Raw genomic sequence first — 26,681 nt, 5'->3', positions numbered from 1 at the left:
TCATTCTAATTTAACAATGGAATTTAATAAAGCTCGAAATATAATAGGACTTAGAGTTTTAAGTGATAACATCATCTGGTTGTGGGTAAAAGATAAATCCGTTGTAGTTGTAGATCCATCTGTACACGAACCAGTAATTAGATACATAGATGAAAACAATTTTCACTTAGAGGCTATTTTGCAAACTCATCATCATTCAGACCATATTGGAGGGACGAAGTCTCTTATTGAAAGATGGCCAAATTCAAAGGTGATTGCTTCCTGCAAAGAAAAAAAGCGAATACCTTTTCAAAATGTATCTGTAGAAGATGGAGAGACTTTGGATATTCTTGGAGAGGAAGTAGAAATAATTGAAGTTTTAGGGCATACAAGCTCACATATTGCTTTCTTTTTGAATAGTGGAAATCCTATTCTTTTCATTGGAGATACATTATTTTCTGGAGGCTGTGGCCGGATTTTTGAAGGAACTTATCAACAGATGTATTCTTCACTAAAAAGAATCAAGTCTTTACCAAAGAATACTCTTGTATATTGTGCTCATGAATATACTAGGGCAAATATATTGTGGGCATTGAACCTCAAGCCTAATGATCGACTTATAAAAAATAAACTTTCGGAAGTTGAAAAAAAACTTTCTCTTAATGAATTGACAATTCCATTTTTACTGGATGAAGAAATGAAAATAAACCTTTTCTTAAGAGCAAAAAATTTAGAAGAATTTACTTTTTTAAGAGCAAATAAAGATTTATGGGTTTAAATAGATGGGTATCTTATTAGAAAAATGTCCCCCAAACAAGTAATTAAAACATCAAATGCTCCGGATCCAGTCGGACCTTATAATCAAGCAATAAAGGCTGGTAATTTTATCTATTGTTCTGGTCAAATTGCTATTGACCCAGCTTTAAATGAAATAACATGTTCAGGTGATATAGAGAAGGAAACTATTCAAGTTTTAAAAAATCTTTCAGCAGTTCTTAAAGCTGGTGGAGCAAAAATAGAGGATGTAATAAAAACGACTATTTATTTAACCGACCTTAGTAATTTTCAAATTGTCAATAAAATATATGGTGATTTTTTTGATAAAGAGAATCCTCCAGCAAGGGCCTGTGTGGAAGTTTCATCTCTACCAAAAGGAGTTCAAGTTGAGATAGATTGCGTCGCATTTCTAGATTAATTTCTAATTATTGAGAAATTTGAAATATAATCCAAATCTGCACCATATTTGTATAGATTATTAATTGGTTAATCCTCTTGAATCTATGTCAGCAGCAAAGCTAAATATAGATGAATTAGAAGCAGGCTATCCTTTATTTTGTAAAGCGCTAAGACTATTAATTTTAAAAGGGAACTCAGTTAAAGATATAGAAAAAACTGTATGTTGGGGTCATCTCGAAACTCTTAACAGATGTCTGCCAGGAAGATATAAGGCCCCAAAATATTTAATGGCTTTAATTAAAAGAGATATTGCCAAGCCAAATAATTATTAAAAGGTTTAATCTTCTAAATAAAATTTATCTATATCTTTTGAAAAGTCCTTTTCCTTGATGGATATAGCTTTACTTTCTAGAAATATTGAGAGACTTACAAAATTCTTACCGAAGCTGATATTTGGATAGATATCCCTTTCTTTACATAATTTCTCAATTCTCTCCATGAATTTACTAATTTTTGAGTATTTCTCAAATTCAAATCTTTTTTCAATCCTCAAGGGTGATTCTCTTTCAGTCCACATTAAATTCTTTTTTTCAAGACTAATTACACTATACCTTCAAGAAAGTTTCTCAATAAATTTTTGAAGTTAAAATTTTTAGTCACTCTCCCAATAATCAATAATCCCGCCAATAGTTAAATCTGTTTGAACTTCTGGATTAGGGCAAGCAAATCTCGCAGCAGAGCCACTAGCTGTAAAAACCCAGTTCCCCTCTCTTGCCCCTACAGGATCAACAGCAACTAACTTCTTTCCCTTGTTATTTTCCAAAATTCTTAAATTCATATGGCCCAAGCCAGGAACTCTTTGAGTACATACCATTCTTCCTAGTACCTTCATGATTTCCACTATTTCTATCCTCCTATTTTTTATGCTTTGTCAGGATCCCAATGATCTATTATTCCTACAATAGTTAAATCACTTGGATATGATTTGCTTCCTGCAGCTTCCCTAGCAGCAGAACTTCCAACACAAATAACCCAATCCCCTGGCTTACAGCCAACAGCATCTACTGCAACCTTACTTGATGAACCATCCAATACAACTTGTAGATGCTTATGTTCAAAACCAGGAATTCTATTGGTAGAAACAAGTGGTTTTACAACCTTACAAATTAACATAATTAGTGAGCCTCCTCTGATTTTTTATCTAAAGACATTCCAATAATTTGGGCGGAATGAATGTTGTCCCTATCTCTAATAGTAGAGCAAGTATGTAACAATCCTTGATTAACTAAATCTTTATATCTAAGTGATATCGCATTATTAACTCTTTCACAATCTTTTATTGCTCTCTCTTTTGCACCAGGTACTTTGCCAGAGTAATCAAATCTTATAACTACTGGAATGGGTAGATCTTGAGAGACATTTAATCCAGTAAAAATCTTCACTCCTACATCTAAATCTGGCGCCCCTTCTTCGACCGTATCTAAATGAGCAAAATAAGTTAAATTTCTGAGATGAACTTCTTTGAAACCAATGCCTACTCCAATAAACCTCTCTGCATGACCAATATCTTCATAAGAACCATTATAGAAACTCTTAACATAGTCAATTTGAGAAATATTATTGACAATTAATTTATACATAAATTTTTCCAGACCCTGAAGTTTTTCTTTTGAAGAATGCTCAGAAATTATTTGACAAATTTCTTTCTCTGCATCCTCTTTCGAAAAATTAATTGTTGAATTATAAATATCTAATGTAGAAATAGTTTTTTCTAAATCTATATTGCCATCACTAGTTGACAAATGAATTTTCAATGAATCAGTGTCTGTATCAAGTCCAATCAACATTAAATCCACAGATGCTCCGCAGCAAAAGCTATTCTCTACAGCCTCTTTGAAAGCATAAAGTTTATTTCTACCTTCTCCTGCAGCTAACTCGTCATTACTCCCATGAGCTGCACATCCCTGATGCAAAGGATCTACTGAACTAAAATGATAGGTTACAACTTTTAAGTACCTGGTATCTTTATGAGCTTCATTAGGAATATTCTCTCTAAATCTTTTATGTTCAGTTTTTACCCATCGATTTACTGTATTTTCGATATCAAACAGTGCTCCAGCATGGGATCTCCTTCTTACTGAACTAAAAGGTATTCTCATGACATAAGCAACTGAATGAGCTAATCTCCCATCTGAACAAGGAGTTATATCAAGTAAATGTATTCCACAATCTAAAAGAAATTTCTCAAAGTCTTCCGCATCCCTACTTCCGGCAGCACCTTCAAGTGGATCATTATTAAAAAAATTATCACTAAGTTTCTCATGCTGTTTGAAAGCACACCATGCATATAAAGCTCTCATATCAAGAGGTTTTACCCAAGACTTATCTAATATATGAAGGGGTAAATCAATTCCCAAATTTTTTCTAGATATTGTCTGAGCCTTTTTTATAAAATCTTCATGATGTTGTATTCGTGCAATTTCCTTAAGAGTTGGAACAATTTCGTCAAAATCACTTTTTATTTTGCTTTCATACTTGTACAAATTCTCATTCTGAATATTATTAGTTAATTTGTGAGACTTTCCTGAATTTCTAAAATTATTTGATTCTTTAGTTTGTATATGAATATTTTCCGTAAAAGTTTTCATTGGAGCTGTTGGCCCCAATGTGAAGTTCTTGGCTTTAGCCAGTCCTCTTAAAGGCATTATTTAATTAACCTCTTGCACCACCTGAAAAGGTAACAAGTTGTCCTTCACGAGTATTACCACTAGATCCAGTTATCAAGAAATCCGGTTTTTCTAAATCCTCATTTCTCTTAATCTCTAAAGGGGGCATTGCGCTAGTAAATCCTGCTCTCGATGGATTTCTCTTTCTTGAAGAAGCTCCCTCTGTACCTGTCACCTTATCACCACGATCCCAATCATCACCAGTTACGTTTCCAACTGATTGTCCTTCACCAGTAATCCTAGATGCAACTCTTTTCTCTGGTGTATTTGCAGCACGATCTGTCTCTTCAATTTCCATTTTTTGTTTATAAGTAATATTTTTATTCGGTTCGAATCTAAATTTTTCAGTGCCAGTGACCTTATCAACTGCCATATCAAAGGGCCCTGTTACCTTTGAACCATTTTCATATTCATTCCCAGTAACACCTTGAGTATTTTTTTCAGAATATTTGTCTCTTGATGGAGATTTAACAGAGAATTCGTTCCAAGAATTACCTGCTGACTTTTCAGGATTTGCATACTCAGTATCATGTGGAGGATTATCACAAGTTTTTGAGAACTGATCTCCACCAACATAAGGAGTCCCTGTTAGATTCTTACAAGCACCTTTCTTTGCACCTGTCATTACTCCGCCAATCCCTGGTTGCTGACCTGTAAGTCTTGCATTTGAATTATTTCCAGAATTAACTGTCGTTCGAGATTTCACATCTTCAGAAATCTCAGTACTACAATTTTCATTAATCTGATCTAAGCCAGCGTATGGTGTTCCCGTTAAAACTTTGCATGAGCCGGGTTCATCTCCAGTTACGATTTTTGATCTTCCTGTCATAGTACCACTTATCAAATTAGACTTTGATGAAAGGCTTAAACCTACTTTTCTAGCTTCAGGTTTTGGTTTGGAACCGCAAAACTTCTCATATTGTTGAGACCCTATGTACTCATCACCTGTTATATTTTTGCAACTCCCATGTTCGTTACCTGTCATATGATCTGATCTTCCTACACCTGTACCAGTTACATTATTCCCATTAAGAGTGTTGTAACTGCCAACTTTTTCAAATACTTTACCTTGTGGATTTGGCTCAGAGCCAAGATATTGATCTCCTGTTAACTGATGTCCAGAACCTGATTCATCTCCAGTAACTAGATTTGACCTACCAGGAAGAGATCCGGATACTTTTAAACCATCGATGGTAGTACTATGTTTAACCTTTGAAGGATTTTTTGGGATATCACCACAATACTTCTGTGATTGATTAGCAGATACATATTCAGTACCTGTAAGGTTTTTACAAGTTCCTGGCTCATCTCCTGTGACCTTCTCAGATCTGCCAACTTCGTTCCCAGTTACTTTGTTACCTGATGTTGTTGCGGTAACAGTAGATCTAAGTGGTTGTTTATAACTTGGTCTATCTTGACAAAATTGATCAGCTACTTCTGCTCCCATATATTGTGTACCAGTGACTGTTCTGCATGTACTTGCTTCATTACCTGTAGTTTTTACAGATCTATTTGCTTGTGTACCAGTGACTTTTTGACCTGAATCAGTTTCACTTGTGCCAACTTTCCAACTAGCATCGGCAATATTTTGTTTGGCTCCATTCTTATTTGGACCACATGGTCTACATTTACCATTGCCTTTTTTACCTGTGGCACCAGTTTTACTTCTTAGCTCTCTTACTCTCTGAGAAATTTCTCTACTACTTAGATCTGGGTCTCCCCTTCTAGCTAAAGAAGCTGCACTAGTATTTTGTTTTGATGCTGATTTACCGTGTTTAGATTGAGCTTCTCTTCTTGCTAAAACAATATCTCTACTTGTATTAGTAATAGGCTTTCTCTTCTGATTAATTCTTCTTTTGACATTTGGTTTTGATGTTTTAGCTTCCATATTATGTGAATTCTGAACTTCTTGATTTTTATTTATGGTTGATTTTACTGTATTTACGGGAATTTCTTTTTTAACATCGGTACGGGTTCTATCAGATGAAGTTATAGCAGATTTACCATGAGTAGACATTGCCTTTCTTCTCTCGATTACTAAGTCTTTACTAGATAAAGTTGTTGAAGAGGACTTTCTAGTAACCTGACTTTTTGGAATATGTTTTGTAGCTGGTTTAGAAATATTTTGATTATTAGAAGAAGACTGAGTACCAGAAATCTGTATATCTTCAGAAGATCGAACTCTGTCTTTAGTAGTGGAAGAATAAGCAGCAGCTTTTTTGCCGCTATCACTCATCGCCTTTCTTCGTTCTAGTGCAATCTCTCTACTGGTTTTTTTTGACATAATCTTCAAATTTGAAACTCTTTAAAAAAACTTTCTCCAAAATTTTTTGGAGAAAGATATTTACTACATAAAGTAGATTTAACGTCCTTGGAAAACGACAAAAGCTGTTCCTTGGCTTTGAGTGTAAGCATCGTATCCGATTATTCTTACATGGTGATCAGGGTATGCTCGATGACAAGCCTCTAATTCACTTACAACTAAGTTAAGATCTTTTTCCCCAAAAAATGGGAGTTTCCAATAAGACCAATAAGTTTGCATACTTCCACTAGGATGAACATGCTCAATAACAGGACTCCAGCCTTGAGCAATTATGTATGCAATTTGATCGTATATCTCTTCCTGGGTCATCGGTGGTAAGAAACCGAATGTTTCCAGGGTTGCAACTGTTTGATAGTCGCCTACTGTGCTCTGGAAAGGCATAATAAATTTAAATGTGAATGGAATTACTCGTAAAAGAACGAGATTTATAGAAGTTTGAGGAGAAAAAGAATCTCCTCAATTTTGAAATCTGGTTTAACCTTGAACGTCAAGCTTGTCGACGGTATCAAATTCAAACTTAATTTCCTTCCAAGTTTCAAGAGCAATAGCTAATTCAGGACTGTGCTTAGCAGCTTCCATAAGAATGTCTCTACTCTCTTTTTCGATTTCGCGACCAGCATTACGAGCTTTAACGCAAGCTTCTAAAGCAACTCTGTTAGCTGCAGCTCCAGCAGCTGAACCCCATGGATGACCATGTGTTCCTCCACCGAACTGAAGACAAGAATCATCTCCAAAAATCGCTAAGAGTGCAGGCATATGCCATACGTGAATACCACCTGATGCGACTGCAAATACTCCTGGCATTGAACCCCAATCTTGATCAAAGAAGTTACCTCTTGATCTATCTTCAGGAACAAATGACTCTCTTAAGTTGTCAATGTAACCAAGTGTTGTTTGACGATCACCTTCTAGTTTTCCAACAACAGTTCCTGTATGTAATTGATCTCCTCCGGAGAGTCTCAAACATTTTGCTAGGACTCTGAAATGGATACCATGTTTTGGATGTCTATCAATAACAGCATGCATAGCTCTGTGAATATGCAGAAGCATGCCATTTTTACGACACCAGTTTGCTAATCCAGTATTTGCAGTAAAACCACCAGTTATATAATCATGCATGATGATTGGCATATCTAGCTCTTTTGCAAATTCAGCTCTTTCGTAGAGTTCTTCAGGAGTGTTAGCAGTACAGTTTAAGTAGTGGCCTTTGACTTCTCCAGTTTCTTGCTGAGCGAGCTTAACAGCTTCTGCAACAAACTCAAATCTTTCTCTCCAACGCTGGAACGGTTGAGAATTAATATTCTCATCATCCTTAGTTAAATCAAGACCGCCTCTGAGGCACTCATATACAACTCGGCCATAGTTTTTACCGGATAAGCCTAATTTAGGTTTAATGGTACAACCAAGTAGAGGTCTTCCATATTTATTTAAACGATCTCTTTCAACTACGATTCCATTTGGTGGGCCACCGCAAGTTTTGATGAAAGCGATTGGGAATCTAATATCTTCTAAGCGTAAGTGTCTTAGAGCTTTAAATCCAAAAACGTTTCCTACAAGAGATGTTAATACGTTTGTAATAGAACCTTCTTCAAAAAGATCTAAAGGATATGCAATAAAAGCATAGAATGCTTCAGGATCTCCAGGAACGTCTTCGATTCGATAACAACGTCCTTTGTAAAATTCTAAGTCTGTAAGTAACTCGGACCAAACTGTTGACCAAGTACCTGTTGAAGATTCAGCGGCAACAGCAGCTGCAACTTCTTCTCTTGGGACACCTTCTTGACCTGTACATTTGAAACAGGCTAGTAAATCGGTGTCTAGGGGTACATATTCAGGAGTCCAGTAGGTATCTCTGTACTCCTTTACCCCTGCATCATACTTCTTACTCATAAGGATAAATTTAGGTCTGTGAAGGGAAAATAATTATTATGCAAAATTTATAAATCTTGCTTTACTTAATTAGTCCTTTTGACCAAGAAATTCACCGTTACCTAGAGCAGGTTCAACTTCTCTATGAGGACGAGCAATAATGTGAGCTGCAACTAAGCCGTCTCCAACTCTTTCACAAGCATCAGCACCAGCTCTTACAGCTGCGTTAACCGCGCCTGTTTCGCCTCTAACTAATACTGTGACATAACCGCCACCAACGAATTCACGACCAATAAGACGAACTTCTGCTGCCTTGGTCATTGCGTCTGCTGCTTCAATTGCAGGTACAAGTCCGCGTGTCTCGATCATGCCGAGAGCGATACCCATTGTTTCTGTAGCCATTGCCTACTAAATTACTAAATGTGGAATGTTCAATCCGAACAATGCTTCATTAAGTACTTATAAGTCAAGCATTTCAGATAAATTCTCCATTAATGTTTTTTCTATCATTCATAAGTTAAACTTATCACCCTTGGTACTATTGATATGTCAATACTTATGCAAATTAGTTAGTGCATCAAAACATAATGTTGTGTTAAGAAAAAATTTACATTATGTTATTTGCGTACGAGGCAGGCCCTGTCTATTCAGGTGTGGAATGTTCAACCCTTCCTGTCTCCGTATCAAGCTTTGAAGTAAGATAATATTCACAATAATTTTATTTGTTATTTTGAACCTGCCAGTTCTAACAATTGCAAGTGGTAACACAAGAAAAGTTTCTGAAATTTCAGAGATGTTAGATGTTTTATCTTTAAAGGTAGAAAAGCAACCAGAGTATTTAAATGTAGAAGAAACTGGAAAAACATATTTTGAGAATGCACTGCTAAAAGCAAAAGCAGCTGCGTTAGAGACAAAAACTTGGGCATTAGCTGACGATTCGGGGCTTGAAGTAGATATTTTGGATGGTCGACCAGGCATATTTTCTGCTCGATATGCTAAAAACAACGCTGAAAAAATTAAAAAATTAATTAATGAACTCTCTGATAGTCCCTATAGAAGCGCAAGATTCATAAGTTGTATGGTTTTATGTGATCCCTCGGGAAACCTAGTTAAGGATACTACTGGAATATGCTGGGGGGAGATTCTTAAGAACCCCAAATACCCAGATGGGGAGTTCGAATCTATTTTTTGGGTAAAAGAAGCTAACTGTGTTTACGGAGAGCTCTCAGAATCACAGCTAAGTAAATTAGGGAGCAGAGGTAAAGCCGCCAAAATCATGTCACCGTACCTAAAAAAAGAAATTGGTTTAAATTAAAAATTCTCAATAATTTGCGATTTCATCAATTGCTCTTATAGCAGCAGCCGCTGCTTCTTCTACATCTCCTTCTTTACCTGCAAGAGTTAATCTACCAAAAGCACCAACTGCCTTTACATCAACAACAGTTATATTAGATGCTTTTTCTGCTTCATTTGCCGCTTTTAAAACATAACCAGCAGGTTCAGTTTCTAATATAAACATGCTCATTCCAGATTGAATCATTGATCCACTCCTGTTTTGTCTATTTATTAAGACGGCATGATCTGGAGTAATAGCTCGAATAACTTCTGTCCAACTTGTTGAAGGTTTGGTTCTTTTTCTAACTTCACTTCCAATAGCATCTAGAACAACATCCCCAGAATGCAAAACAGTACTTTGATCTTTGTGATAAAGAGCCAGAGAACCGAATGCTCTCTCAACAATCATCTGACCAAGTCTTACATTACTTGCTTTTAAAGCAATATCAGTGACTCTATGAACGGCCATCCCAGGTGAAACTTCCATCCAAAGGCATGAATCTCCAGGTATAGGCAAAAAACCTCTACTAACCGTTCCCATATATGCAGCTAGTTGAGGTTGAAGAGAATCTAAAAAAACATATGTTCTTAACTCAATTTGCTCAACTTGACTTGCTTGCCTGGACACCAAAGACTTTTCTGAATCAGTTGTAATAAAACAGCTTGCACCACTAGCCTGAGATTGCACCTCAGATCCTGTGACAAGAGAACTACCTTTTTTTCGTTCCCCTCTGTTAAAACTAGAAGTTGGTTCCATTCACGCGACTATAACGGATAATGGTTCATTTTTTCTATTAAATTTACTTGCATGCTTCCTACAAAACGATAACTTCAAGTAAAAGATATAGATTTTTATGGGAACTTCTCAAAAAAAAGAACAAAATGTTTCTGGTACTGAAAATGAATTAACTCCTGATCAAACTCTTGGATTAGTAAGCCTAAGCCTGATGCAAAAGTTATCTCAGAAAGACCCATCATTTAGTTGGTTAGAGGAAGATAAAAATGAAAAAGTAAATCTTAAGAACCTTAGAGATAGATTGGAATTAACCCAATTAGCCATAGATACTGGAGCACCTTTAACAACTTCAGAAGTGACAGCTCTAATTGGCGCAAAGCCCGGAAAATCTAAGATAGAAAGAGCAGGATTACTAGCTACTAAAATAGCTAGAAATGTATGGAAGATTTCAAAAACCAGTCAAGGAAAATCCTTCTATAGAAATTAGAATATACCCAAAAAATAATTTCCATAATTCTCATTTAAGTTTTTAAACATTCATATAAGTTTTTTAAATGTGTGCATTTTGTAAGAGAACTTATTAATTACTTTCTTAAATTAAAAAGTTTATGCAAGCTTGAAATATAAGCTTTTAAAAATTTTTGATGAGTAAAGTTGAATTTAATAAGGAAACTGGACCTAGGGAAGTTTTTTGTGGTTTAACTTCAATAGTTTGGCTCCACAGAAGAATGCCTGATGCGTTTTTTCTAGTGGTAGGCTCAAGGACATGTGCTCATTTAATTCAAAGCGCTGCCGGAGTTATGATTTTTGCTGAGCCAAGATTTGGAACGGCTATTCTTGAAGAAAAAGATCTTGCTGGTCTTGCTGACGCTCATGAAGAATTAGATCGAGTTGTTAATGATCTTATTGCAAGAAGACCAGAAATAAAAACTCTTTTTCTAGTTGGATCTTGTCCAAGTGAAGTAATCAAACTAGATCTTGCAACTGTCGCAGAGAAATTAAATAAAAAATTTTTAGGTCGAGTAAGATTCGTTAATTACTCTGGCAGTGGGATAGAAACAACTTTTACCCAAGGAGAGGATGGCGCCTTAAAAGCTTTAATTCCATTGATGGAGTCCTCAAATGAGGAGAAATTATTATTAGTTGGGACCCTTGCAAATAATGTAGAGGATAGGTTTAAAAAGATTTTTAGAAATTTAGGAATTTCAAATATTGAGAGCTTTCCACCCCGTCAATCAACAGAATTACCAAAGATCGGCAAAAATACAAAAGTATTATTAACTCAGCCTTATTTAAGTGATACAGTTCGAGACCTCAAACATCGCGGTTGTGAAATAATTTCATCTCCATTTCCTCTTGGTATCGAAGGAAGTACTAAATGGTTTTTAGCTGCTGCGAAAGCTTTCAAAATCAATGAACTTAAGGTTCATGAGATTATTTCGCCTTTAATCAATAGAGCAAAACTTGCTCTTAAATCTCACAAAGAAATACTTAAAGGGAAAAGATTATTTCTTCTTCCTGAATCGCAACTGGAGATATCTTTGGCAAGATTTTTGCATAATGAATGCGAAATGGATCTTATAGAGGTAGGCACTCCTTACCTAAATAAGGATTTAATGAAAGAGGAGATTAATTTACTGCCTGACAATACAAAAATTGTCGAAGGGCAACATGTAGAAAAACAATTAGATCGAGTAAGGGAATCTAATCCAGACTTAGTTGTTTGTGGAATGGGTTTGGCTAACCCTCTTGAGGCTGAAGGAATTAGTACTAAGTGGTCGATAGAAATGGTATTTAGTCCAATTCATGGAATTGATCAAGCCGCAGATTTAGCAGGTCTCTTCTCCAAACCTTTGAGAAGGAATCAAATCCTAACTTCAAAAACTTTAGTAACGCATTAAAAGAATATGGAATTAACTCTATGGACATATGAAGGGCCACCACATGTTGGAGCGATGAGAATTGCCTCTTCAATGAAAAATATACATTATGTTCTTCATGCACCTCAAGGAGATACATATGCAGATCTTCTTTTTACAATGATTGAGAGGAGGGGGCAAAGACCTCCTGTTACTTATACAACTTTTCAGGCTAGAGACCTCGGAGGAGATACAGCTGAATTAGTTAAGAAAAATATTAAGGAAGCTGTAGAGCGATTTAAACCAAAAGCTCTTTTAGTTGGAGAAAGCTGTACAGCAGAACTTATCCAAGACCAACCTGGAGCACTTGCAAAAGGGATGGGGTTTGATATGCCAATTGTTAATCTTGAATTACCTGCTTACAGCAAGAAAGAAAATTGGGGCGCTTCAGAAACTTTTTATCAATTAACAAGAACTCTTTTAAAAGAGAAAGTAAGTTCTACAGGGAAAATAAGCCCTCAAAGGTGGAAGGAATTAGGCCGAAGACCCAAAGTCAATATTCTTGGTCCTTCATTACTTGGATTTAGATGTAGGGATGATGTTATTGAAATTCAACGTATACTCTCAGAACAAGGAATTGATACAAACGTTGTTGCTCCTTTAGGTGCAAGTCCAGATGATATTAAAAGATTAATTGATGCTGAAATAAATATTTGTCTTTATCAAGAAATTGCCGAAGCATCATGTGAATGGCTTCGACGGAACTTTGGAATGGAATATACAAATACTATTCCAATTGGAATAAAAAATACAATTGAATTTATAAATGAAGTTCATAATAAATTGGATCTCCCTCTGACTAATAAAGAAGAATTAGAACATAATTCAAAACTTCCCTGGTACTCAAAATCAGTTGACTCAAACTACTTAACTGGCAAAAGGGTTTTTATTTTTGGTGATGGAACACATGCAATCGCGGCCGCAAAAATTGCCAAAGATGAATTAGGTTTTGAAGTAGTTGGTCTTGGGACATACAGCAGGGAGATGGCAAAACAAGTAAGAGCAACTGCAAATGAACTAAATATTGAAGCTTTAATTACTAATAATTACTTAGAAGTAGAAGATGCAATAAAAAAAGCCTCACCTGAATTAGTTTTAGGGACTCAGATGGAAAGGCATAGTGCCAAGAGACTTGGTATTCCATGTTCAGTAATAAGTACACCAATGCATGTTCAAGATGTTCCTGCAAGATATAGTCCACAAATGGGATGGGAGGGAGCAAATGTGATTTTTGATGATTGGGTGCATCCCCTAATGATGGGATTAGAAGAGCATCTTATTGATATGTTTAAACATGACTTTGAGTTTGTAGACGGTCATCAAAGCCATTTGGGACACACAGCCACAAAATCAAAGGAAGTTATAAATTCTGACGAAAAAAAGGATAAAAAATGTAAAGAAGAAATTATTTGGACTGAATCTGGTAGAGCTGAATTAACAAAGGTTCCATTTTTTGTTAGAGGTAAAGTCAAAACAAATACTGAAAAATACGCTACTTTGAAAGGGATTCCGGAAATCAGCGATGAAACCCTTTACGACGCTAAGGCATATTTCAGTTAATTTTTACTAATAAATTATAATTAAGTCATGAGTATTTTCACCCATAAATAAACATAAAAATCCCTATAAATGTAGTTATAAGAACATAGTTCTTACTTTTAATACAAATAAATAAATTTTTGTTTAGAAATATATTATGTGGGGTGTTTACACTGCCAGAATATAAACAATAATGTGTTTCTCAGGCTTTAAATGACAAGTACTATAAATAAACCTCTTGATGGGGAAGGGAGTGTTCAAGTAAAGCAAGATCCAAAAATAAAGATCGAAGAAGGAGCGTTAGTTATCGCCGTATACGGGAAAGGAGGTATCGGAAAATCAACTACATCATCCAACCTTTCTGCCGCATTCTCAAAATTAGGGAAAAAGGTTCTACAAATTGGATGTGATCCAAAACATGATAGCACTTTTACTTTGACGCATAAAATGGTTCCTACCGTTATTGATATTCTCGAAGAGGTAGATTTTCATAGCGAAGAATTGAGACCAAACGATTTCATGTTTGAAGGTTTTAATGGTGTAATGTGCGTCGAAAGTGGGGGTCCTCCTGCAGGTACAGGATGCGGGGGATATGTAACTGGTCAGACTGTAAAGCTTCTCAAAGAACACCACTTATTAGAGGATACTGACGTTGTAATTTTTGATGTCCTTGGAGATGTTGTTTGCGGGGGTTTTGCAGCACCATTGCAACATGCAAATTACTGCCTAATTGTTACCGCTAATGACTTTGATTCAATATTTGCTATGAACAGAATAGTCTCTGCTATTAAAGCAAAAGCAAAAAACTATAAAGTTAGATTAGGTGGAGTAGTAGCGAATAGATCAAAAGATACAGATCAAATAGATAAATTTAATGCCCGAACTGGTTTAAAAACCATGGCTCACTTTAAAGATGTAGACGCCATTAGAAGATCAAGATTAAAGAAATGTACTATTTTCGAAATGGAACCAACCGAAGACGTCGTTGAAGTTCAGAATGAATATTTATCTCTTGCTAAAAATATGCTTGAAAATGTAGAACCACTAGAAGGGAATCCTCTTAAAGATAGAGAAATCTTTGATTTATTAGGATTTGATTAGTCTTGATCAATCTAATCCAACCAATTGCATTGTTAAATCATAAGTTTGTTGAGAAGTCTTTGGATCAATTATTCTTTTTGACAACTTTTGAGAAAAAGCTTTCCTTCCAGTTTCTTGACGATTTCCCCAGCTCCAATGGACTGAGGGTTTAGCATATTGTTTGTAGGTCGCCACTTGAGCAACCCTCTCTCCTGCCAATCTTTGTGAAACATAACCTCTTGTTATAAATTTCTGAAAAATCGGGAAAAGTAATCTGAATAAAAAAGGGGTATCTCTAAAAAGTTTTGTGTCAGCAACACATCCAGGGTAAAGAGAATTAATAATAATTTTTTCTGAAGGAATTCTTTTTGATAATTCCTGAACGGTCACCATATTGCAAAGCTTACTATCCTTATATGCTTTACCTGGTTTGAATTTCTTTCCATTCGCCATACTAATTGGGGACAAAAAACCTCTTTTAAATCCAGATAAATCCCCTAAGTCAGCTGGGGCAGGTATTGGAATTCTTCCCCCAAGTTCTGAATAATTAGCTGTAACAGTTCCTAATACTGTAATTCTTGGCTTAAATACTGTAGATCTGCCATTTAAGAAGATTTTTCTCTCCGAAGATAAAATATTCTCGAGAAGTAGGTTTATCATAAGAAAATGCCCAAAATGATTAACTGCCATGGAGTTTTCAAAACCCTGGGGAGATCTTTCAGGTCTTTTTAATCTTGGCTTGTAGACTGCCGCATTACAAATAAGAGAATTTATTGGGTTTTTAAATCTTTCCAATAATTCAGCGCAACCTTTCCTTACATCATCCAAGTTAGAAAGATCTATTTCTATAAAGTGAACATTTTTAATTTCCTCTTTTGTCAAGAATTCCTCAGCTGTTGTTTTCGCTCTTTTATTTGATCGATTAACGGCTATTACTTCCCATCCAAATCTTATAAGGGGTTTAAGAGTATTTAATCCAACTCCCGAAGTAGTACCTGTTATAAGGGCTAAACCCTTGATGTTCTTACTCACTGGCAAAGATGATAATAGAAATATGATAAAAATGCCCCTAGGGCATACTTATCAACGCCATATTACTCTGATAATGTCCCTAGAAATCATTTGATCCTGATCCTTCATAAATCTTTGCTCACCTTCTGAAGAAAATATATCATCAAACCTACTTGTCAAAACATTAAATCGATATTTTTCGTACGAAAATGAATCTTTTATTTCCCTTAATCTCGTTAATCTGACTTTGGAACTATAGCCAAGTTTAATCAAGCTTATTATTGCTAAAAGAGAAAAACAAATTTTTATAATTAAAAAAACTAAGGCTACAAATTCCTCCTGTTTCTTTTGCTTTATTTTAAATTCAGAATCCAGATATTTTTTGGAGAAAATACTATTTTTATAAAAAGATTTTGACAAAATGATACCGTTAAATTAACTGAATAGGTCGATTCAGTTTAGTTTTATTATTACCTTAAAAATATATATTTTTCTAGTGGGTTTTAGTTTCTACCCAAACTAATTCCTAGTCTTAGTGCAAGGACCCCTGCATGAATAACTACTATTAGACTTAGTGCAATTAAATTTATTGTTTGAGTTGGCTCCATAGTTAATAAAATATTTTCTATATTCTCCACCCAAAAGAGAAGATTTGACACACTATTACAAAATGATGTTACGTAATTAATAAATTGAAAGAAAAATTTTATTGAAAATTATTATAAATAGACCTACAAAGTTAATTTTGAGAATAGGAAATCAAGCCTTAATTTTTTCGACAAATAATTTATCTGGATTTGATCAAATGGCTTTTGATTTAAATTCTTTAGATCAGACTATTTCCAATCCTGAAATAATTCTCACATTGAGATTCTACTATTGGAATGGGGATTGGCTCTCAATTGGCTATCACCAAAAGAAAATTCCGGATCATTGGGAAAAATTATTATCAAATGGGGAGATTAATATTGTAAGACGTCCCTCTGGAGGGGGAGCTGTCTTGCATTCAGGGGGCATAACATATGCATTAACATTTAAAAAAACTTACTATAAAATCCTAAGTTATGAAATGGTAAATAATTGGTTAATTAAGAGTTTTAAAGAATTAGGCTTAAGCTTACAAAATGGTAATTTACGAAAATCATCCTTAATATCAAATTGTTTTGGGACTTCGTTAATTTCTGATTTAGTTGATCAGGATGGTGTTAAAAGGATAGGAAGCGCCCAATATCGCAAAAAAGGTGCATTCCTTCAACATGGAGAGATTCAAACAAATCCTTCAAAAGATTTATGGTTCAAAATATTTAAAGAAGAAGCTCCACCAAAAATAAATCTAGACCTAACAAATAATGAAATAGTTGAACATTTAAAAAATTCATTCCTAAAGAATAAATCAAATATAAATTTCAAAAATATCAACATAGATAATAAAAATATTACAAATTTTTCATGCAACTGATTCTTAAAGATCTCCTCTCTGCTTCATTGAATTAATAATTCTTGGCAATTCAATTCCTAAGGGATACTGATTTTTATAATTTAATTTGTTGACAATCTCTGAAGGCAAATTAAATCCTAATTTATTCAATACAAAGTTTCCAATTTTAGACCTATCAATCGTCCCCAAAGGTATATCTGCTGCATTAAGAACCAATATAAAACCTTCACCTGTCTCTTCAAGTCTCTCTATAGTTTTCCATAATTTATCTTTACTATATACACTTACAAAACTATCGATTGGTTTCTTAAAATCTCCAACGAAGTTCCGTTCCCATTTTTTTATGGAGACATTTTTTAAAATATTCTCATCAACAAAACCAGTCCATCTACCATTATTCGTAACAAAAAAATATTTATCTGATGCGTCCTTTTTATTATTTATTAATGAATTTAATTCTGATAAATTTGAATCGAATTCAATTTTCCTCAAAGGCTTTAATTTAATCTCAGAAACTTTACTAAATTTAAGTATGTTTTCAATTTTAAGAAATTGACTTTCAGATTTTGAAGAATTAACTCCAAACAATCCCAAAAAAGAAAGAATAAAACCAAAGTAAAAGTTAAATCTAAATAAACAAATTATCCCAAAAAATAAAACAAAAAAAGATAATAATAAATTTACTTTATTAAGGAAATTTCTTCCTTTATTTTTACTCCCTGAGAAATGCCAAATAATACTTTTTAATAAATTCCCTCCATCTAAAGAACCAACTGGAATCAGATTTAAGAAGCCTAAGAATAAATTAAATATACCTACTCTTGAAATTACATTAACTGCTATTTGTTCTTGAGATGCACTGTTATTACTAATTAAAAGTAAGATAAATGCTGTAACGAAACATAAAAAAGGTCTAACAATTGCAATTTTTATATTACCTAAAGCAGTTTGACAATACTTATCTATTTGTAAAATTGCTCCTAAAAAATAAAACGTAATTTTTTTTATTTTTACACCCTGATTAAGTGAAACAAAAGTATGAAAAACCTCATGAAAAATAATTGAAGATAATAAGAAAAAAGAAGTTAAAAACCCTATAATCCAAGCTTCTTTATTATTGTAGATATCTCCAGAAGATATATTGACCTGATTACTTATACTCCATGAGAATAAAAAGAGAATAACAAACCAATACGGATGAACTTTAAAGGGGATTCCCCATATTTTAAAAATTTGCCAACTTCTCAAAAATAATCTCCGCTATATTTAACAATAATATTAATCTTACATGCAGGATAATGATATGCCCAAGACTAATCCTTTAGTTAAAGTTTGTGGACTAACTTCTGAAGAACAAGCTCTTCAAGTTGCTAAATTAGGAGCAAATGCTATTGGCATTATTGCGGTTGAAGAGTCTCCAAGGTATGTATCAGCTGAAATTAAGAAAAAAATATTTACAACCCTAGAAATTTTTTATCCAAAAATCGATAGAGTAACTGTTGTGCAAAATTGTCCCATAGATTTAATTATCAAAAACTTCTTAGGCAACCCAAGTGAAACTATCATTCAATTACATGGAGATGAAGATATTGATTATTGCAAAAAAATAAGGGAAAAAATTCCCTATATTGGCCTATGGAAGGCTTTCAGAATAAAAACGGAAAAGGACATAGATAAAATAAAACCTTTTGAGGATTTTGTAGATGCAATACTTCTTGATTCTTGGAATAAAGAAACTTATGGAGGTTCAGGGAAAAAAATAAATTCTATTTATTTAAAGAATTTGCAATTTAGCAAACCATGGTGGTTGGCAGGTGGAATATCAATTGAATGGATTAATGAGATCCTCACTGACTTCAAACCAGATGGACTAGATATTTCAAGTAGTATTGAAATATCTCCAGGTTTAAAGGATATAAAAAAAACAGAGGATCTTTTTAAGTTTTTAAAAAGAATTTAGTAATTATTAGTAGCGGACTGTTGCTTTACAAGCTCAAAAAATTCTTGTTTTAAACTCAAATCGTGTCTGAAATCGCCTCTCACCACAGAATTAATCATGCTTGTATTTGGTTCTTTGACCCCTCTCCACTTCATACAATAATGTTGGGCCTTTACAATAATTCCTAAACCTTTAGGTTCGCACAGTTTTTCAATTTCATCTGCAAGGATCATTACAGCTTCTTCCTGAATATGAGGTCTTGAGAAAACCCAATCAGCAACTCTTGCAAATTTTGAAAGTCCTATGACTTTATTCCCAGGTTTAATACCTATCCAACACTCTCCTAGAATTGGAACTAAGTGATGCGAGCATGCAGATCTAACAGAAATTGGGCCGACTGTATAAATCTCATCAAGATTCTTGTCATTTGGGAAACTTGTAACTTTAGGTTGTTGATGATATCTGCCTTTAAAAACTTCATTTAAATACATTTTTGAAACTCTTTCAGCAGTTTCTTGAGTATTATGATCATTCTCGACATCTATTATGAGAGACTTCAGTAAGTCTTTAACTCTTGAGGCAACTTCTCTTTCTAAAATCTCTAGTTCTCCAGGGTTTATAAAATCTGCAATGTTATCGTTGGCACTAAATCTTGTTCCAGAATTCTTGATTCTGTCTCTTATAATTTCGGAGATTAATTTATTAGTAATCTGGTCGTCAAAGTTTCTAATATTATCGTTGGGTAATGTAGAGGTCATAAAATTCTTGACAGAAAATTGTACGCAACTTAATTAACTGTATCTTCCTAAAGCTTAATTGCTTATACACTATATCACATTCTCTTGTTTAATCGGGCTCGCTTAGCCCTAAAAAAAATCACTTTTTAAGGGTTAAGAAAAGAAAAAAAATATTTAAAAAGCTCCTCCAGAGGGCATTAAAGTTAAATCTTCAATCAGTTGTGATTGAGGTTGTTGAGCCATGTAGAGAATAGTATCTGATACTTCGCTTGAGGAGAGCATAGAAGTTCTATCAAAATCAGCATTGATAGATTCTGAGTCCCAAAGAGGAGTATTTACTGAACCTAAAGTTATTGTGCACGCTCTTATTGAATTAGATCTCTCCTCCTCCCTCAAGCATTTAGTAAACATAGCTAGTGCAGATTTTGAAACACAATAAGCTCCCCATTGAGGGAATGCATTATAGGAGGCATGACTACTAACATTAATTACTAAACCACCATTTTTTCTCATTTGAGGAATTATTAAACTACAAATTTGAAAAACACTTGTGAGGTTTATTTGAATTGTTTGTTCCCATTGGCCTAGATGCATTTCAACTAAAGGGCCATTAAATGCACAACCGGCATTATTGATCAAGACTGAAGGGCACCCATACTTCTCAATTGCTTCTTTAACACAATGCTCAATTTCTAGAGGATTTGATAAGTCACATTTAATAAGGCTAATTTTTGATTTAGTAGTCAAAAGTTCGCTCTTTAGTTTCTCCATCAAATCCAAATTCCTAGAGAGCAAAATTAAATCCCAGCCAGCATGCGCAAAAGTAATTGCGGTTGATCTACCAATACCTTTCGTAGCACCTGTTATAAAAGCTAGTTTCAATTTATTCAGTTTTTTTAGGGATTTCACTATAAATCTCTTCAATATTATTTGCTTCGATAAATTTACCTAAAACCCTAAACTTTTTGTATCTTTCCTCAATTAATTCATCTTCAGGCATTTGCAGTAAAGAATTAAGGTGTCTCTCAATAGCCTCTTTTAGTGTATTACCAGCATCTAAAGGATCCCAATTATTCCCACCAGAAGGTTCTTGTAATACCTCATCTATTATCCCCAATTTAAGTAAATCTTTACCTGTAATTTTAAGAGCTGAAGCAGCTTCTGACGCCTTCGCAGCATCTCTCCACAAAATTGATGCACATGCTTCAGGGCTAGCAACTGTGTAAACACTGTGTTCAAACATTAGTAACCTATCAGCAACACCTATCCCAAGTGCACCCCCTGAACCTCCTTCTCCAATAACAGTCGCCACTATGGGGACTTTCAATCCAAACATCTCTCGAAGGTTTCTTGCAATTGCTTCCCCTTGGCCCTGTTCTTCAGCTTTTAAACCAGCATAAGCTCCAGGAGTATCAATAAATGTAAGAATTGGCAAAGAGAATCTATTTGCATGCTGCATTAATCTAAGAGCTTTTCTATAACCTCCTGGCTTTGCCATCCCAAAGTTTCTTACTACATTTTCTTTTGTATCTCTTCCTTTCTGATGGCCTAACATTAAAACTGGTCTATTATTTATCGAACCTATCCCCCCAATTAATGCCATATCATCGCCACCATTTCTGTCTCCATGTAATTCGATCCAATCATCACAAAACATTTGAACAAAGTCCAAAGTACTAGGTCTTTGAGGATGCCTAGCTACCTGAATCTTTTGTGCAGGGGTGAGAGATTTGAATATTTCTTCTCTTCTCCTAGCAGCTAAGGTTTCAAGCTGTAGAAGCTGTTGGCTTACATCTACTTCTGAATCTCTAGCTAATTCTTTAATTTGCTCAATTTGTTTTTCAAGTTCAACAAGAGGCTTCTCAAAGTCAAGGAGGTAACGTTTAGCCATAATTTAGACAGTTAATACTTTGGGCTGTTTATCAAGTCCAATCGCAGAAAAACCATGTTTTAAAGAAGCTTCTCCAATAAATTCCATCTTTTCAAGAGAAATGTTATTTCTTCCCCAACTAAAGTTAGTATGACATTTTTCAAATTCTAAAATCATAGCTTCTGCAAAGCAAGCAAACATCTCTCTCTGAGGGTTTTGCATTTCTGCAAGTTCCATCATATTCCAGCCAATATCATTGAAAAACTCTACTATACCTCCTTTTAAAACATGTATATTTTCGCCCTGAAATTTCTCATCAAGATTTTTTGGGTATCCACCATCAATCATCAGGCATGGTTTTTTTAAGTTGTCAGTATCAATCTCAATAGTTTTAGGCATACTTGCTACCCATACAACAATATCCGCTTGAGGTAATGCCTCATCTAAAGTTGTTATTGTGCCGCCATCTAACTCTTTTTGTAATAAAGCTAGTGGCTCTTGTTGTCTTGCGACCATAAGAAGTTCAGAAATACCGGTTTTATTTATAAGCCATCTACAAACAGCACTGCCTATGTCTCCTGTAGCACCAATAACAGCAACAGTTGCTTTTTTAAGGTCTATCCCAATACGTGGTGCATTTATTTCTAGTTGTCTACAAATAACCCAGGCGGTATGAGTATTGCCAGTAGTAAATCTTTCCCATTCTAATGAAGTATTTCTGATTTGTTTATGCTGAAGAAGATTAAAATTCTCAAAAATAATAGAAGTAAATCCACCTAAAGCTGTAATATTAATACCTTTTTTTTGAGCTAGTTCCATAGCATTTAATACTTTTCTTCTTGCCGTTTTAAACCTAGAAAGCATTTCAGGAACAAAGCAAGAATCTATATAAGAACCTTCAATAGATATTCCAGTAGCACTCTTAACTTCAACATTTTCAACCAACTGTGGTGGAGCTGTACACCAAACATCCAAGTCGCCATCTGCAATATGGTCAAAGCCTAGCATAGAAGCTTTTCTTTTCGCATCTTCAAAACTGGTTGAGTGGCCAATTAACCCAAACATTTAAAATTTATAAATGGTTTCTATATGATGTTATGAACAATAGCACAGAGGTACCTACTTAAATAGGAATGATTAATTATTAAAATCCCTAATTAACTAGAAATAAAATCAAACAATTGCAGCCATCGCCATTCTTGCTATTTCTCTATTATCTAGACCTATTTCCATCAATGTATCTTGATAAGCAATCATAAATTCTTCCATTAATTCTTCCCTGTCCATAGCTAAAACTGATGCGTCATCTGCTACTTCATCTAACATCTTCTTTATTAAAGGAAGATTAACCTTATTAGCTTCCATTAATTCCTCTTTACAAGTAGATAAATTCTCTTTAAGCCATTCTTGACCGTAATTTAAATGAAGGTATTCATCTTTAACAACTCCCTCTGTTATTTTTTTTGCAAAAGGATCGGCAACTCTTATATAGACGTTATAAGCAGAGATTGCAAATGCTTCAATTAAGATAGCTTGTATTAAAAGACATGTTGTTAAATTTCCTTTTTCAAGAGCAACTTGAAAATTACCATGTAATTTAGAGAAGAATTTTTTTGCAAATTCCATATCAGCTACTACACCTAAGTTTCTTCCACACGCAGTAAAACCTTTTTTATGCTTCATTTCCATTCTCGCCAATTTAGTTAACTCCTCTAACTCATTTGGTATTAAAGTTGCTATTGAAATGTAATTATCATGAGCTTCTTGCTCTCCCTCAATAACAATCGCATTAATTCTGCTATATGCATCCTTATAAGAATCTGTAGTGAAGTCGGGCAAATCTGAAGAAATCGGATTATTCGATTCTTCAATAGTTTTTTTATTTGATTCTAGAGTTTGCATGTCAGTAATCTTTAGCTCATTATGCATGAATATTACACGATTATAGAGAGTTTATTTAAATATCATGAAAATAGTTTCAATTGTTAAGTCACATTTATTACTTAAACTTACTTAAGAATTGTTTGGCCAATCTGATTGCATCAGATTCATAATCAATTTGAACCAATGATTAATCAATAATTCCTTTAAATTTTTCCCTAGAGATTCATTTGCCCCTCTACTATCTCCAATAACACCTGATTTACTAAAGTCGTCAGTAAGCCAAGCAGTAGGCGCATTGCCCTCTAGACTCCAACCTTCAGGGATCTCTACTTTATTACCCTCATTTGGGCGTTCATTACCTACTAATTCTGGTTTCAAAGCCAGCATCAAACTTGTTTCAGCTAAAGAAGCATGAAGCCCATCCTCAATCTCAGTTTTTGTTAACAATTCACTCAATCCATTCACACCACTCCATAAGAAACAAGGGAAAATTGCCATCCCAGGTGAGACACTTCTTAGCTCTCTTGCGGCTGTATTTAATAGTGAAATTTGACCTCCATGTCCATTAATTAATATCAATCTTTTAAAACCCATTTCAGATAATTGACTTCCGACTTCCTTTATCATTGAGGTTATTAAATTTGAGGAAAGTGAAATTGTCCCGGCAAAACCCTTATGTTCTGGAGAAAAACCAATATATTGAGTTGGAAGTTTTTTTAAAGGTATATCGGCAGATAATAATTTAAAAACTTCGCTAATAATTTCATCAACAAAAATACTGTCTGTAGCAAGAGGCAAATGCGGCCCATGTTGCTCAACAGCACCGAACGGCCAAATCACTGTAGATCTTTTATCTTTTGCAATACTCTCAATTTCTTGCCAATTTAAATATTCAAATTTATTAGGTTTAAAGTTCATTAAATTTAATTTCTAGTACTAACATTTAGAGTATGTTAATAGTTAATTATTCTTATTTTACCTACGATGGGAGTCAGTGATAAAAATGCCCAAAATAATATCCAATCAAAGGGCAATAAAAAAGATTTAAAGAAACCTCTTCAGGTTCTTCACATCAGCAAGAAAGATACGCAAAAAAAATCTCAAGAAATACAGAGTGAGAAAAGTATTTCGCAAGAAGACATTAAAAGTGACAACATCGCAATCAAAACACAAATTATTTATGATGAATCCATTGAAGAAAATGATAATAGCGATGAAAATATTAAAGTTTTTGATGGTTCTCAACAAGACTTAAAGAAACCCTTTAATTTTTCTGATCAAAACACAGACTTTCAATTAGAAAGAACAGTTGATGAATTTGATTTTGATGAAAGTGCTTTTTTGGAGGCTTTAAATGCAAATGAACCAATAGGGACTACGGGAGACACGATTTCAGGAAAGGTTATAGCTATTGAAAGTGATGGCTTATATGTTGACATTGGTGGGAAAGCTCCTGGTTTTATGCCAAAGAAAGAATGTGGGTTGGGGGTCATTACTAACTTTAAAGAAAGATTTTCTGTAGGCCTTGAAATGGAAGTTTTGGTTATCAAAGAACAAAATGCTGATGGGATGGTAACAGTGAGTGCTCGGGCATTAATCCTCAGGCAAAGTTGGGAGAAAGTATCAAGTTCTGCAAAAAATGGCGAATTAATTGATGTTCTAATTAACGGATTTAATAGAGGTGGGCTTACATGCGATGTAGATGGATTGAGAGGATTCATCCCAAGATCACAACTTGAAAATGGTGAAGATCATCAATCTTTTGTTGGCAAAACTTTAAAAGTAGCTTTTCTAGAGGTGAATCCTGAATCCAGAAAATTAGTTCTCTCTGAAAAAAAAGCATCATTAGTGTCTAAATTTTCAAATCTAGAATTGGGTCAATTAATTGAAGGAGAAGTCTTAGCAGTAAAACCATATGGCTTCTTTATCGATTTAGGTGGAGCTAGTGGACTACTTCATCAATCTTCGCTAACAAATGGATCGATTCGTTCTCTACGAGAAATTTTTAGAGAAGGGGAAATTATAAAAGCTTTAATATCTGAAATTGACCTTGAAAAAGGGCGTATTGGTCTAAATACAGCACTTTTAGAAAATACTGCAGGTGAATTAATAATTGATAAGCAAAAAGTTATGCAAGAAGCCACAGAGAGAGCACTAAAAACTAAAGCACTCTTTGATAAAAAAGTACAGGATAAATGAACATCAACAATAAAACAGAACCAAGTCTTGAATCAAAAGTTTCAGATTGGGAATTAGACTTTTATTCAAGACCAATTATCGAACCAAATGGAAAAAAAAGGTGGGAGTTAATTATTTGCTCTACAAGAAGTTATAAGACAGATGATATTTTTCTTTGGAATAAAAAATGCCCTGCGAATGAAGTTAATTCGGTATGGCTTACAAAGGCACTAAATGAAGCAATAAATGATGCAAAAAAAGAAGGATGGGCAAAACCCTCAATAGTTAGATTTTGGAGATCTTCAATGAAATCAATCATTAAGAAATCTCTGGAGGCAACAAGTATTGAAGCACTAGTTAGTAGAAGAACTTACGATTTGTTCGACAGAATCGAATATCTTGAAAAAGAAATTTATCCAAATGAAAAAGGCTATGTGAGGGGCATACTAGCCCCTACTTTTACTTCTAAAATCGAATCCTCCCCTCAACCTTTACCAGAAGCAGTGAGAGGTGATGCTTTAACTATCTCTGAGATATCGATTGGCGAATTAAAATCAGCAGAAAATTGGCCTATGGAATTTGGAGATATTTTCCCTATTCAGTCACATTTAGATGACAATCACTTAGTTCCAGGACTAAGACTTTTTAGCAAAGATAGATCTCTAGCACTTTCTGCATGGTTCAGTTGTTTAGAACCTATTAAATTAATCATAAGTAAGAACCAGCTCATACTTGAAGCCTCCGAAAACGACAAGTGGCTAGTAACAGATTTGCCAGAAAAAGATGCAAACATTTTAAGTGCAAAGTTTTTAGAGAATAAAAAAAATTCTTTTGGTTATCAATTTATTTCCATCCAGTCAACGCCATACATCGAAAAATTTGCAGGATTCTGGATCTTGAGAGATATTGAATTAATTTCATAAAATTAGTTAGGAGCTGGAA

31 protein-coding genes are annotated in these 26,681 nt (G+C 34.4%); 12 read left to right on the top strand and 19 right to left on the bottom strand.

What is annotated here, in order from left to right; genetic code table 11:
• Nucleotides 1-16 precede the first annotated feature (16 nt).
• From gloB to JJ847_08785, 3 genes are all read left to right on the top strand, one after another.
• The gene (gloB, locus tag JJ847_08795) at nt 17-757 is read left to right on the top strand and encodes a hydroxyacylglutathione hydrolase (GenBank protein MBO6960983.1); all 741 of its coding nucleotides are present in this window, start codon (nt 17-19) and stop codon (nt 755-757) included.
• Nucleotides 758-781: 24 nt separating this feature from the next.
• The gene (locus tag JJ847_08790; protein MBO6960982.1) at nt 782-1,174 is read left to right on the top strand and encodes a RidA family protein; all 393 of its coding nucleotides are present in this window, start codon (nt 782-784) and stop codon (nt 1,172-1,174) included.
• 85 nt (nt 1,175-1,259) lie between these two features.
• Nucleotides 1,260-1,487 (top strand): DUF3136 domain-containing protein, encoded by a 228-nt coding sequence (locus JJ847_08785; GenBank protein MBO6960981.1) that lies wholly within the window; start codon nt 1,260-1,262, stop codon nt 1,485-1,487.
• A 5-nt stretch (nt 1,488-1,492) separates the two neighbouring features.
• Here JJ847_08785 and JJ847_08780 read toward each other — a convergent pair whose 3' ends face one another.
• The 8 genes from JJ847_08780 to JJ847_08745 all read right to left on the bottom strand — a co-directional run bounded on the left by JJ847_08780 (nt 1,493) and on the right by JJ847_08745 (nt 8,475).
• Complete coding sequence (locus JJ847_08780) at nt 1,493-1,732, bottom strand: 4a-hydroxytetrahydrobiopterin dehydratase (GenBank protein ID MBO6960980.1); 240 nt, start codon at nt 1,730-1,732, stop codon at nt 1,493-1,495.
• A gap of 75 nt (nt 1,733-1,807) precedes the next feature.
• Complete coding sequence (locus JJ847_08775) at nt 1,808-2,056, bottom strand: carboxysome peptide B (protein MBO6960979.1); 249 nt, start codon at nt 2,054-2,056, stop codon at nt 1,808-1,810.
• Between the two features lie 20 nt (nt 2,057-2,076).
• Complete coding sequence (locus JJ847_08770; GenBank protein ID MBO6960978.1) at nt 2,077-2,328, bottom strand: carboxysome peptide A; 252 nt, start codon at nt 2,326-2,328, stop codon at nt 2,077-2,079.
• A gap of 2 nt (nt 2,329-2,330) precedes the next feature.
• Entirely contained in the window at nt 2,331-3,860 is a 1,530-nt protein-coding gene (locus JJ847_08765) for a carboxysome shell carbonic anhydrase (protein ID MBO6960977.1), read from the bottom strand.
• 7 nt (nt 3,861-3,867) lie between these two features.
• Nucleotides 3,868-6,165 carry a CsoS2 family carboxysome shell protein gene (locus JJ847_08760; protein MBO6960976.1) on the bottom strand — a complete coding sequence of 766 codons (2,298 nt, stop codon included), beginning with the start codon at nt 6,163-6,165 and terminating at the stop codon, nt 3,868-3,870.
• Nucleotides 6,166-6,243: 78 nt separating this feature from the next.
• Nucleotides 6,244-6,585 carry a ribulose bisphosphate carboxylase small subunit gene (locus tag JJ847_08755; GenBank protein ID MBO6960975.1) on the bottom strand — a complete coding sequence of 114 codons (342 nt, stop codon included), beginning with the start codon at nt 6,583-6,585 and terminating at the stop codon, nt 6,244-6,246.
• Nucleotides 6,586-6,678: 93 nt separating this feature from the next.
• Nucleotides 6,679-8,094, bottom strand: a complete 1,416-nt coding sequence (locus tag JJ847_08750; protein ID MBO6960974.1) for a form I ribulose bisphosphate carboxylase large subunit — start codon at nt 8,092-8,094, stop codon at nt 6,679-6,681.
• 69 nt (nt 8,095-8,163) lie between these two features.
• Nucleotides 8,164-8,475, bottom strand: a complete 312-nt coding sequence (locus JJ847_08745) for a BMC domain-containing protein (GenBank protein ID MBO6960973.1) — start codon at nt 8,473-8,475, stop codon at nt 8,164-8,166.
• 328 nt (nt 8,476-8,803) lie between these two features.
• Here JJ847_08745 and JJ847_08740 point away from each other — a divergent pair, with 328 nt between their 5' ends.
• Complete coding sequence (locus JJ847_08740) at nt 8,804-9,388, top strand: non-canonical purine NTP pyrophosphatase (protein MBO6960972.1); 585 nt, start codon at nt 8,804-8,806, stop codon at nt 9,386-9,388.
• Nucleotides 9,389-9,394: 6 nt separating this feature from the next.
• On the opposite strand, the gene JJ847_08735 is transcribed toward JJ847_08740, so the two are convergent.
• The gene (locus JJ847_08735) at nt 9,395-10,165 is read right to left on the bottom strand and encodes a BMC domain-containing protein (protein MBO6960971.1); all 771 of its coding nucleotides are present in this window, start codon (nt 10,163-10,165) and stop codon (nt 9,395-9,397) included.
• Nucleotides 10,166-10,262: 97 nt separating this feature from the next.
• Here JJ847_08735 and JJ847_08730 point away from each other — a divergent pair, with 97 nt between their 5' ends.
• The 4 genes from JJ847_08730 to JJ847_08715 all read left to right on the top strand — a co-directional run bounded on the left by JJ847_08730 (nt 10,263) and on the right by JJ847_08715 (nt 14,703).
• Entirely contained in the window at nt 10,263-10,631 is a 369-nt protein-coding gene (locus JJ847_08730) for a hypothetical protein (protein ID MBO6960970.1), read from the top strand.
• A gap of 157 nt (nt 10,632-10,788) precedes the next feature.
• Complete coding sequence (locus JJ847_08725) at nt 10,789-12,045, top strand: ferredoxin:protochlorophyllide reductase (ATP-dependent) subunit N (protein MBO6960969.1); 1,257 nt, start codon at nt 10,789-10,791, stop codon at nt 12,043-12,045.
• Between the two features lie 6 nt (nt 12,046-12,051).
• Nucleotides 12,052-13,623, top strand: coding sequence for a ferredoxin:protochlorophyllide reductase (ATP-dependent) subunit B (locus JJ847_08720; GenBank protein ID MBO6960968.1), 1,572 nt, complete (start codon nt 12,052-12,054; stop codon nt 13,621-13,623).
• A 192-nt stretch (nt 13,624-13,815) separates the two neighbouring features.
• The gene (locus tag JJ847_08715) at nt 13,816-14,703 is read left to right on the top strand and encodes a ferredoxin:protochlorophyllide reductase (ATP-dependent) iron-sulfur ATP-binding protein (protein MBO6960967.1); all 888 of its coding nucleotides are present in this window, start codon (nt 13,816-13,818) and stop codon (nt 14,701-14,703) included.
• Between the two features lie 6 nt (nt 14,704-14,709).
• Here JJ847_08715 and JJ847_08710 read toward each other — a convergent pair whose 3' ends face one another.
• From JJ847_08710 to JJ847_08700, 3 genes are all read right to left on the bottom strand, one after another.
• Nucleotides 14,710-15,714 (bottom strand): protochlorophyllide reductase, encoded by a 1,005-nt coding sequence (locus tag JJ847_08710; protein MBO6960966.1) that lies wholly within the window; start codon nt 15,712-15,714, stop codon nt 14,710-14,712.
• Nucleotides 15,715-15,765: 51 nt separating this feature from the next.
• Nucleotides 15,766-16,113, bottom strand: coding sequence for a hypothetical protein (locus tag JJ847_08705; GenBank protein MBO6960965.1), 348 nt, complete (start codon nt 16,111-16,113; stop codon nt 15,766-15,768).
• 83 nt (nt 16,114-16,196) lie between these two features.
• A complete protein-coding gene (locus JJ847_08700; protein MBO6960964.1) occupies nt 16,197-16,331 on the bottom strand; it encodes a photosystem I reaction center subunit XII in 135 nt (44 codons plus the stop codon).
• A gap of 71 nt (nt 16,332-16,402) precedes the next feature.
• On the opposite strand from JJ847_08700, the gene JJ847_08695 reads away from it, so the two are divergent.
• A complete protein-coding gene (locus tag JJ847_08695; protein ID MBO6960963.1) occupies nt 16,403-17,152 on the top strand; it encodes a protein ligase in 750 nt (249 codons plus the stop codon).
• A 3-nt stretch (nt 17,153-17,155) separates the two neighbouring features.
• Here the strand turns inward: JJ847_08695 and JJ847_08690 are convergent, their stop codons facing one another.
• On the bottom strand, nt 17,156-18,379 hold the full coding sequence (locus JJ847_08690; protein MBO6960962.1) for a site-2 protease family protein: 1,224 nt from the start codon (nt 18,377-18,379) through the stop codon (nt 17,156-17,158).
• 55 nt (nt 18,380-18,434) lie between these two features.
• Between JJ847_08690 and JJ847_08685 the strand changes: the two genes are divergently transcribed.
• Nucleotides 18,435-19,091 carry a phosphoribosylanthranilate isomerase gene (locus JJ847_08685; protein MBO6960961.1) on the top strand — a complete coding sequence of 219 codons (657 nt, stop codon included), beginning with the start codon at nt 18,435-18,437 and terminating at the stop codon, nt 19,089-19,091.
• Here JJ847_08685 and JJ847_08680 read toward each other — a convergent pair.
• The 6 genes from JJ847_08680 to JJ847_08655 all read right to left on the bottom strand — a co-directional run bounded on the left by JJ847_08680 (nt 19,088) and on the right by JJ847_08655 (nt 24,479).
• The gene (locus JJ847_08680; protein ID MBO6960960.1) at nt 19,088-19,828 is read right to left on the bottom strand and encodes a GTP cyclohydrolase I; all 741 of its coding nucleotides are present in this window, start codon (nt 19,826-19,828) and stop codon (nt 19,088-19,090) included. The genes JJ847_08685 and JJ847_08680 overlap by 4 nt on opposite strands.
• Before the next feature lie 153 nt (nt 19,829-19,981).
• Nucleotides 19,982-20,716, bottom strand: a complete 735-nt coding sequence (locus JJ847_08675) for an SDR family oxidoreductase (protein ID MBO6960959.1) — start codon at nt 20,714-20,716, stop codon at nt 19,982-19,984.
• On the bottom strand, nt 20,691-21,698 hold the full coding sequence (locus tag JJ847_08670; protein ID MBO6960958.1) for an acetyl-CoA carboxylase carboxyltransferase subunit alpha: 1,008 nt from the start codon (nt 21,696-21,698) through the stop codon (nt 20,691-20,693). The genes JJ847_08675 and JJ847_08670 overlap by 26 nt, the downstream gene beginning before the upstream one ends.
• Nucleotides 21,699-21,701: 3 nt before the next feature.
• Nucleotides 21,702-22,742: a long-chain acyl-[acyl-carrier-protein] reductase gene (locus JJ847_08665; protein ID MBO6960957.1), complete on the bottom strand. Its 1,041-nt coding sequence runs from the start codon at nt 22,740-22,742 to the stop codon at nt 21,702-21,704.
• A 108-nt stretch (nt 22,743-22,850) separates the two neighbouring features.
• A complete protein-coding gene (locus tag JJ847_08660; protein ID MBO6960956.1) occupies nt 22,851-23,579 on the bottom strand; it encodes an aldehyde oxygenase (deformylating) in 729 nt (242 codons plus the stop codon).
• A gap of 111 nt (nt 23,580-23,690) precedes the next feature.
• Nucleotides 23,691-24,479, bottom strand: a complete 789-nt coding sequence (locus tag JJ847_08655) for a creatininase family protein (GenBank protein ID MBO6960955.1) — start codon at nt 24,477-24,479, stop codon at nt 23,691-23,693.
• Nucleotides 24,480-24,545: 66 nt separating this feature from the next.
• Between JJ847_08655 and JJ847_08650 the strand changes: the two genes are divergently transcribed.
• On the top strand, nt 24,546-25,760 hold the full coding sequence (locus tag JJ847_08650) for a S1 RNA-binding domain-containing protein (GenBank protein ID MBO6960954.1): 1,215 nt from the start codon (nt 24,546-24,548) through the stop codon (nt 25,758-25,760).
• On the top strand, nt 25,757-26,662 hold the full coding sequence (locus tag JJ847_08645) for a Tab2/Atab2 family RNA-binding protein (GenBank protein ID MBO6960953.1): 906 nt from the start codon (nt 25,757-25,759) through the stop codon (nt 26,660-26,662). The genes JJ847_08650 and JJ847_08645 overlap by 4 nt, the downstream gene beginning before the upstream one ends.
• Nucleotides 26,663-26,681 lie beyond the last annotated feature (19 nt).

The sequence above is a fragment of the Prochlorococcus marinus CUG1438 genome (assembly GCA_017644325.1).
Classification (GTDB): Bacteria; Cyanobacteriota; Cyanobacteriia; order PCC-6307; family Cyanobiaceae; genus Prochlorococcus_A; species Prochlorococcus_A marinus_AA.
Note: the sequence above shows the minus strand (reverse complement) of the source record. Positions and strands in the feature narration are given on the sequence as shown.

What these genes read in the sequence shown, in the direction of transcription:
- JJ847_08655 (MBO6960955.1), bottom strand. Translation starts at nt 24,479, where the DNA reads ATGAACTTTAAACCTAATAAATTTGAATATTTAAATTGGCAAGAAATT.
- JJ847_08650 (MBO6960954.1), top strand. Translation starts at nt 24,546, where the DNA reads ATGGGAGTCAGTGATAAAAATGCCCAAAATAATATCCAATCAAAGGGC.
- JJ847_08755 (MBO6960975.1), bottom strand. Translation starts at nt 6,585, where the DNA reads ATGCCTTTCCAGAGCACAGTAGGCGACTATCAAACAGTTGCAACCCTG.
- JJ847_08665 (MBO6960957.1), bottom strand. Translation starts at nt 22,742, where the DNA reads ATGTTTGGGTTAATTGGCCACTCAACCAGTTTTGAAGATGCGAAAAGA.
- JJ847_08790 (MBO6960982.1), top strand. Translation starts at nt 782, where the DNA reads ATGTCCCCCAAACAAGTAATTAAAACATCAAATGCTCCGGATCCAGTC.
- JJ847_08765 (MBO6960977.1), bottom strand. Translation starts at nt 3,860, where the DNA reads ATGCCTTTAAGAGGACTGGCTAAAGCCAAGAACTTCACATTGGGGCCA.
- JJ847_08680 (MBO6960960.1), bottom strand. Translation starts at nt 19,828, where the DNA reads ATGACCTCTACATTACCCAACGATAATATTAGAAACTTTGACGACCAG.
- JJ847_08660 (MBO6960956.1), bottom strand. Translation starts at nt 23,579, where the DNA reads ATGCAAACTCTAGAATCAAATAAAAAAACTATTGAAGAATCGAATAAT.
- JJ847_08760 (MBO6960976.1), bottom strand. Translation starts at nt 6,165, where the DNA reads ATGTCAAAAAAAACCAGTAGAGAGATTGCACTAGAACGAAGAAAGGCG.
- gloB (MBO6960983.1), top strand. Translation starts at nt 17, where the DNA reads ATGGAATTTAATAAAGCTCGAAATATAATAGGACTTAGAGTTTTAAGT.
- JJ847_08735 (MBO6960971.1), bottom strand. Translation starts at nt 10,165, where the DNA reads ATGGAACCAACTTCTAGTTTTAACAGAGGGGAACGAAAAAAAGGTAGT.
- JJ847_08645 (MBO6960953.1), top strand. Translation starts at nt 25,757, where the DNA reads ATGAACATCAACAATAAAACAGAACCAAGTCTTGAATCAAAAGTTTCA.
- JJ847_08785 (MBO6960981.1), top strand. Translation starts at nt 1,260, where the DNA reads ATGTCAGCAGCAAAGCTAAATATAGATGAATTAGAAGCAGGCTATCCT.
- JJ847_08745 (MBO6960973.1), bottom strand. Translation starts at nt 8,475, where the DNA reads ATGGCTACAGAAACAATGGGTATCGCTCTCGGCATGATCGAGACACGC.
- JJ847_08780 (MBO6960980.1), bottom strand. Translation starts at nt 1,732, where the DNA reads ATGTGGACTGAAAGAGAATCACCCTTGAGGATTGAAAAAAGATTTGAA.
- JJ847_08730 (MBO6960970.1), top strand. Translation starts at nt 10,263, where the DNA reads ATGGGAACTTCTCAAAAAAAAGAACAAAATGTTTCTGGTACTGAAAAT.
- JJ847_08685 (MBO6960961.1), top strand. Translation starts at nt 18,435, where the DNA reads ATGCCCAAGACTAATCCTTTAGTTAAAGTTTGTGGACTAACTTCTGAA.
- JJ847_08750 (MBO6960974.1), bottom strand. Translation starts at nt 8,094, where the DNA reads ATGAGTAAGAAGTATGATGCAGGGGTAAAGGAGTACAGAGATACCTAC.
- JJ847_08720 (MBO6960968.1), top strand. Translation starts at nt 12,052, where the DNA reads ATGGAATTAACTCTATGGACATATGAAGGGCCACCACATGTTGGAGCG.
- JJ847_08770 (MBO6960978.1), bottom strand. Translation starts at nt 2,328, where the DNA reads ATGTTAATTTGTAAGGTTGTAAAACCACTTGTTTCTACCAATAGAATT.
- JJ847_08670 (MBO6960958.1), bottom strand. Translation starts at nt 21,698, where the DNA reads ATGGCTAAACGTTACCTCCTTGACTTTGAGAAGCCTCTTGTTGAACTT.
- JJ847_08725 (MBO6960969.1), top strand. Translation starts at nt 10,789, where the DNA reads ATGAGTAAAGTTGAATTTAATAAGGAAACTGGACCTAGGGAAGTTTTT.
- JJ847_08715 (MBO6960967.1), top strand. Translation starts at nt 13,816, where the DNA reads ATGACAAGTACTATAAATAAACCTCTTGATGGGGAAGGGAGTGTTCAA.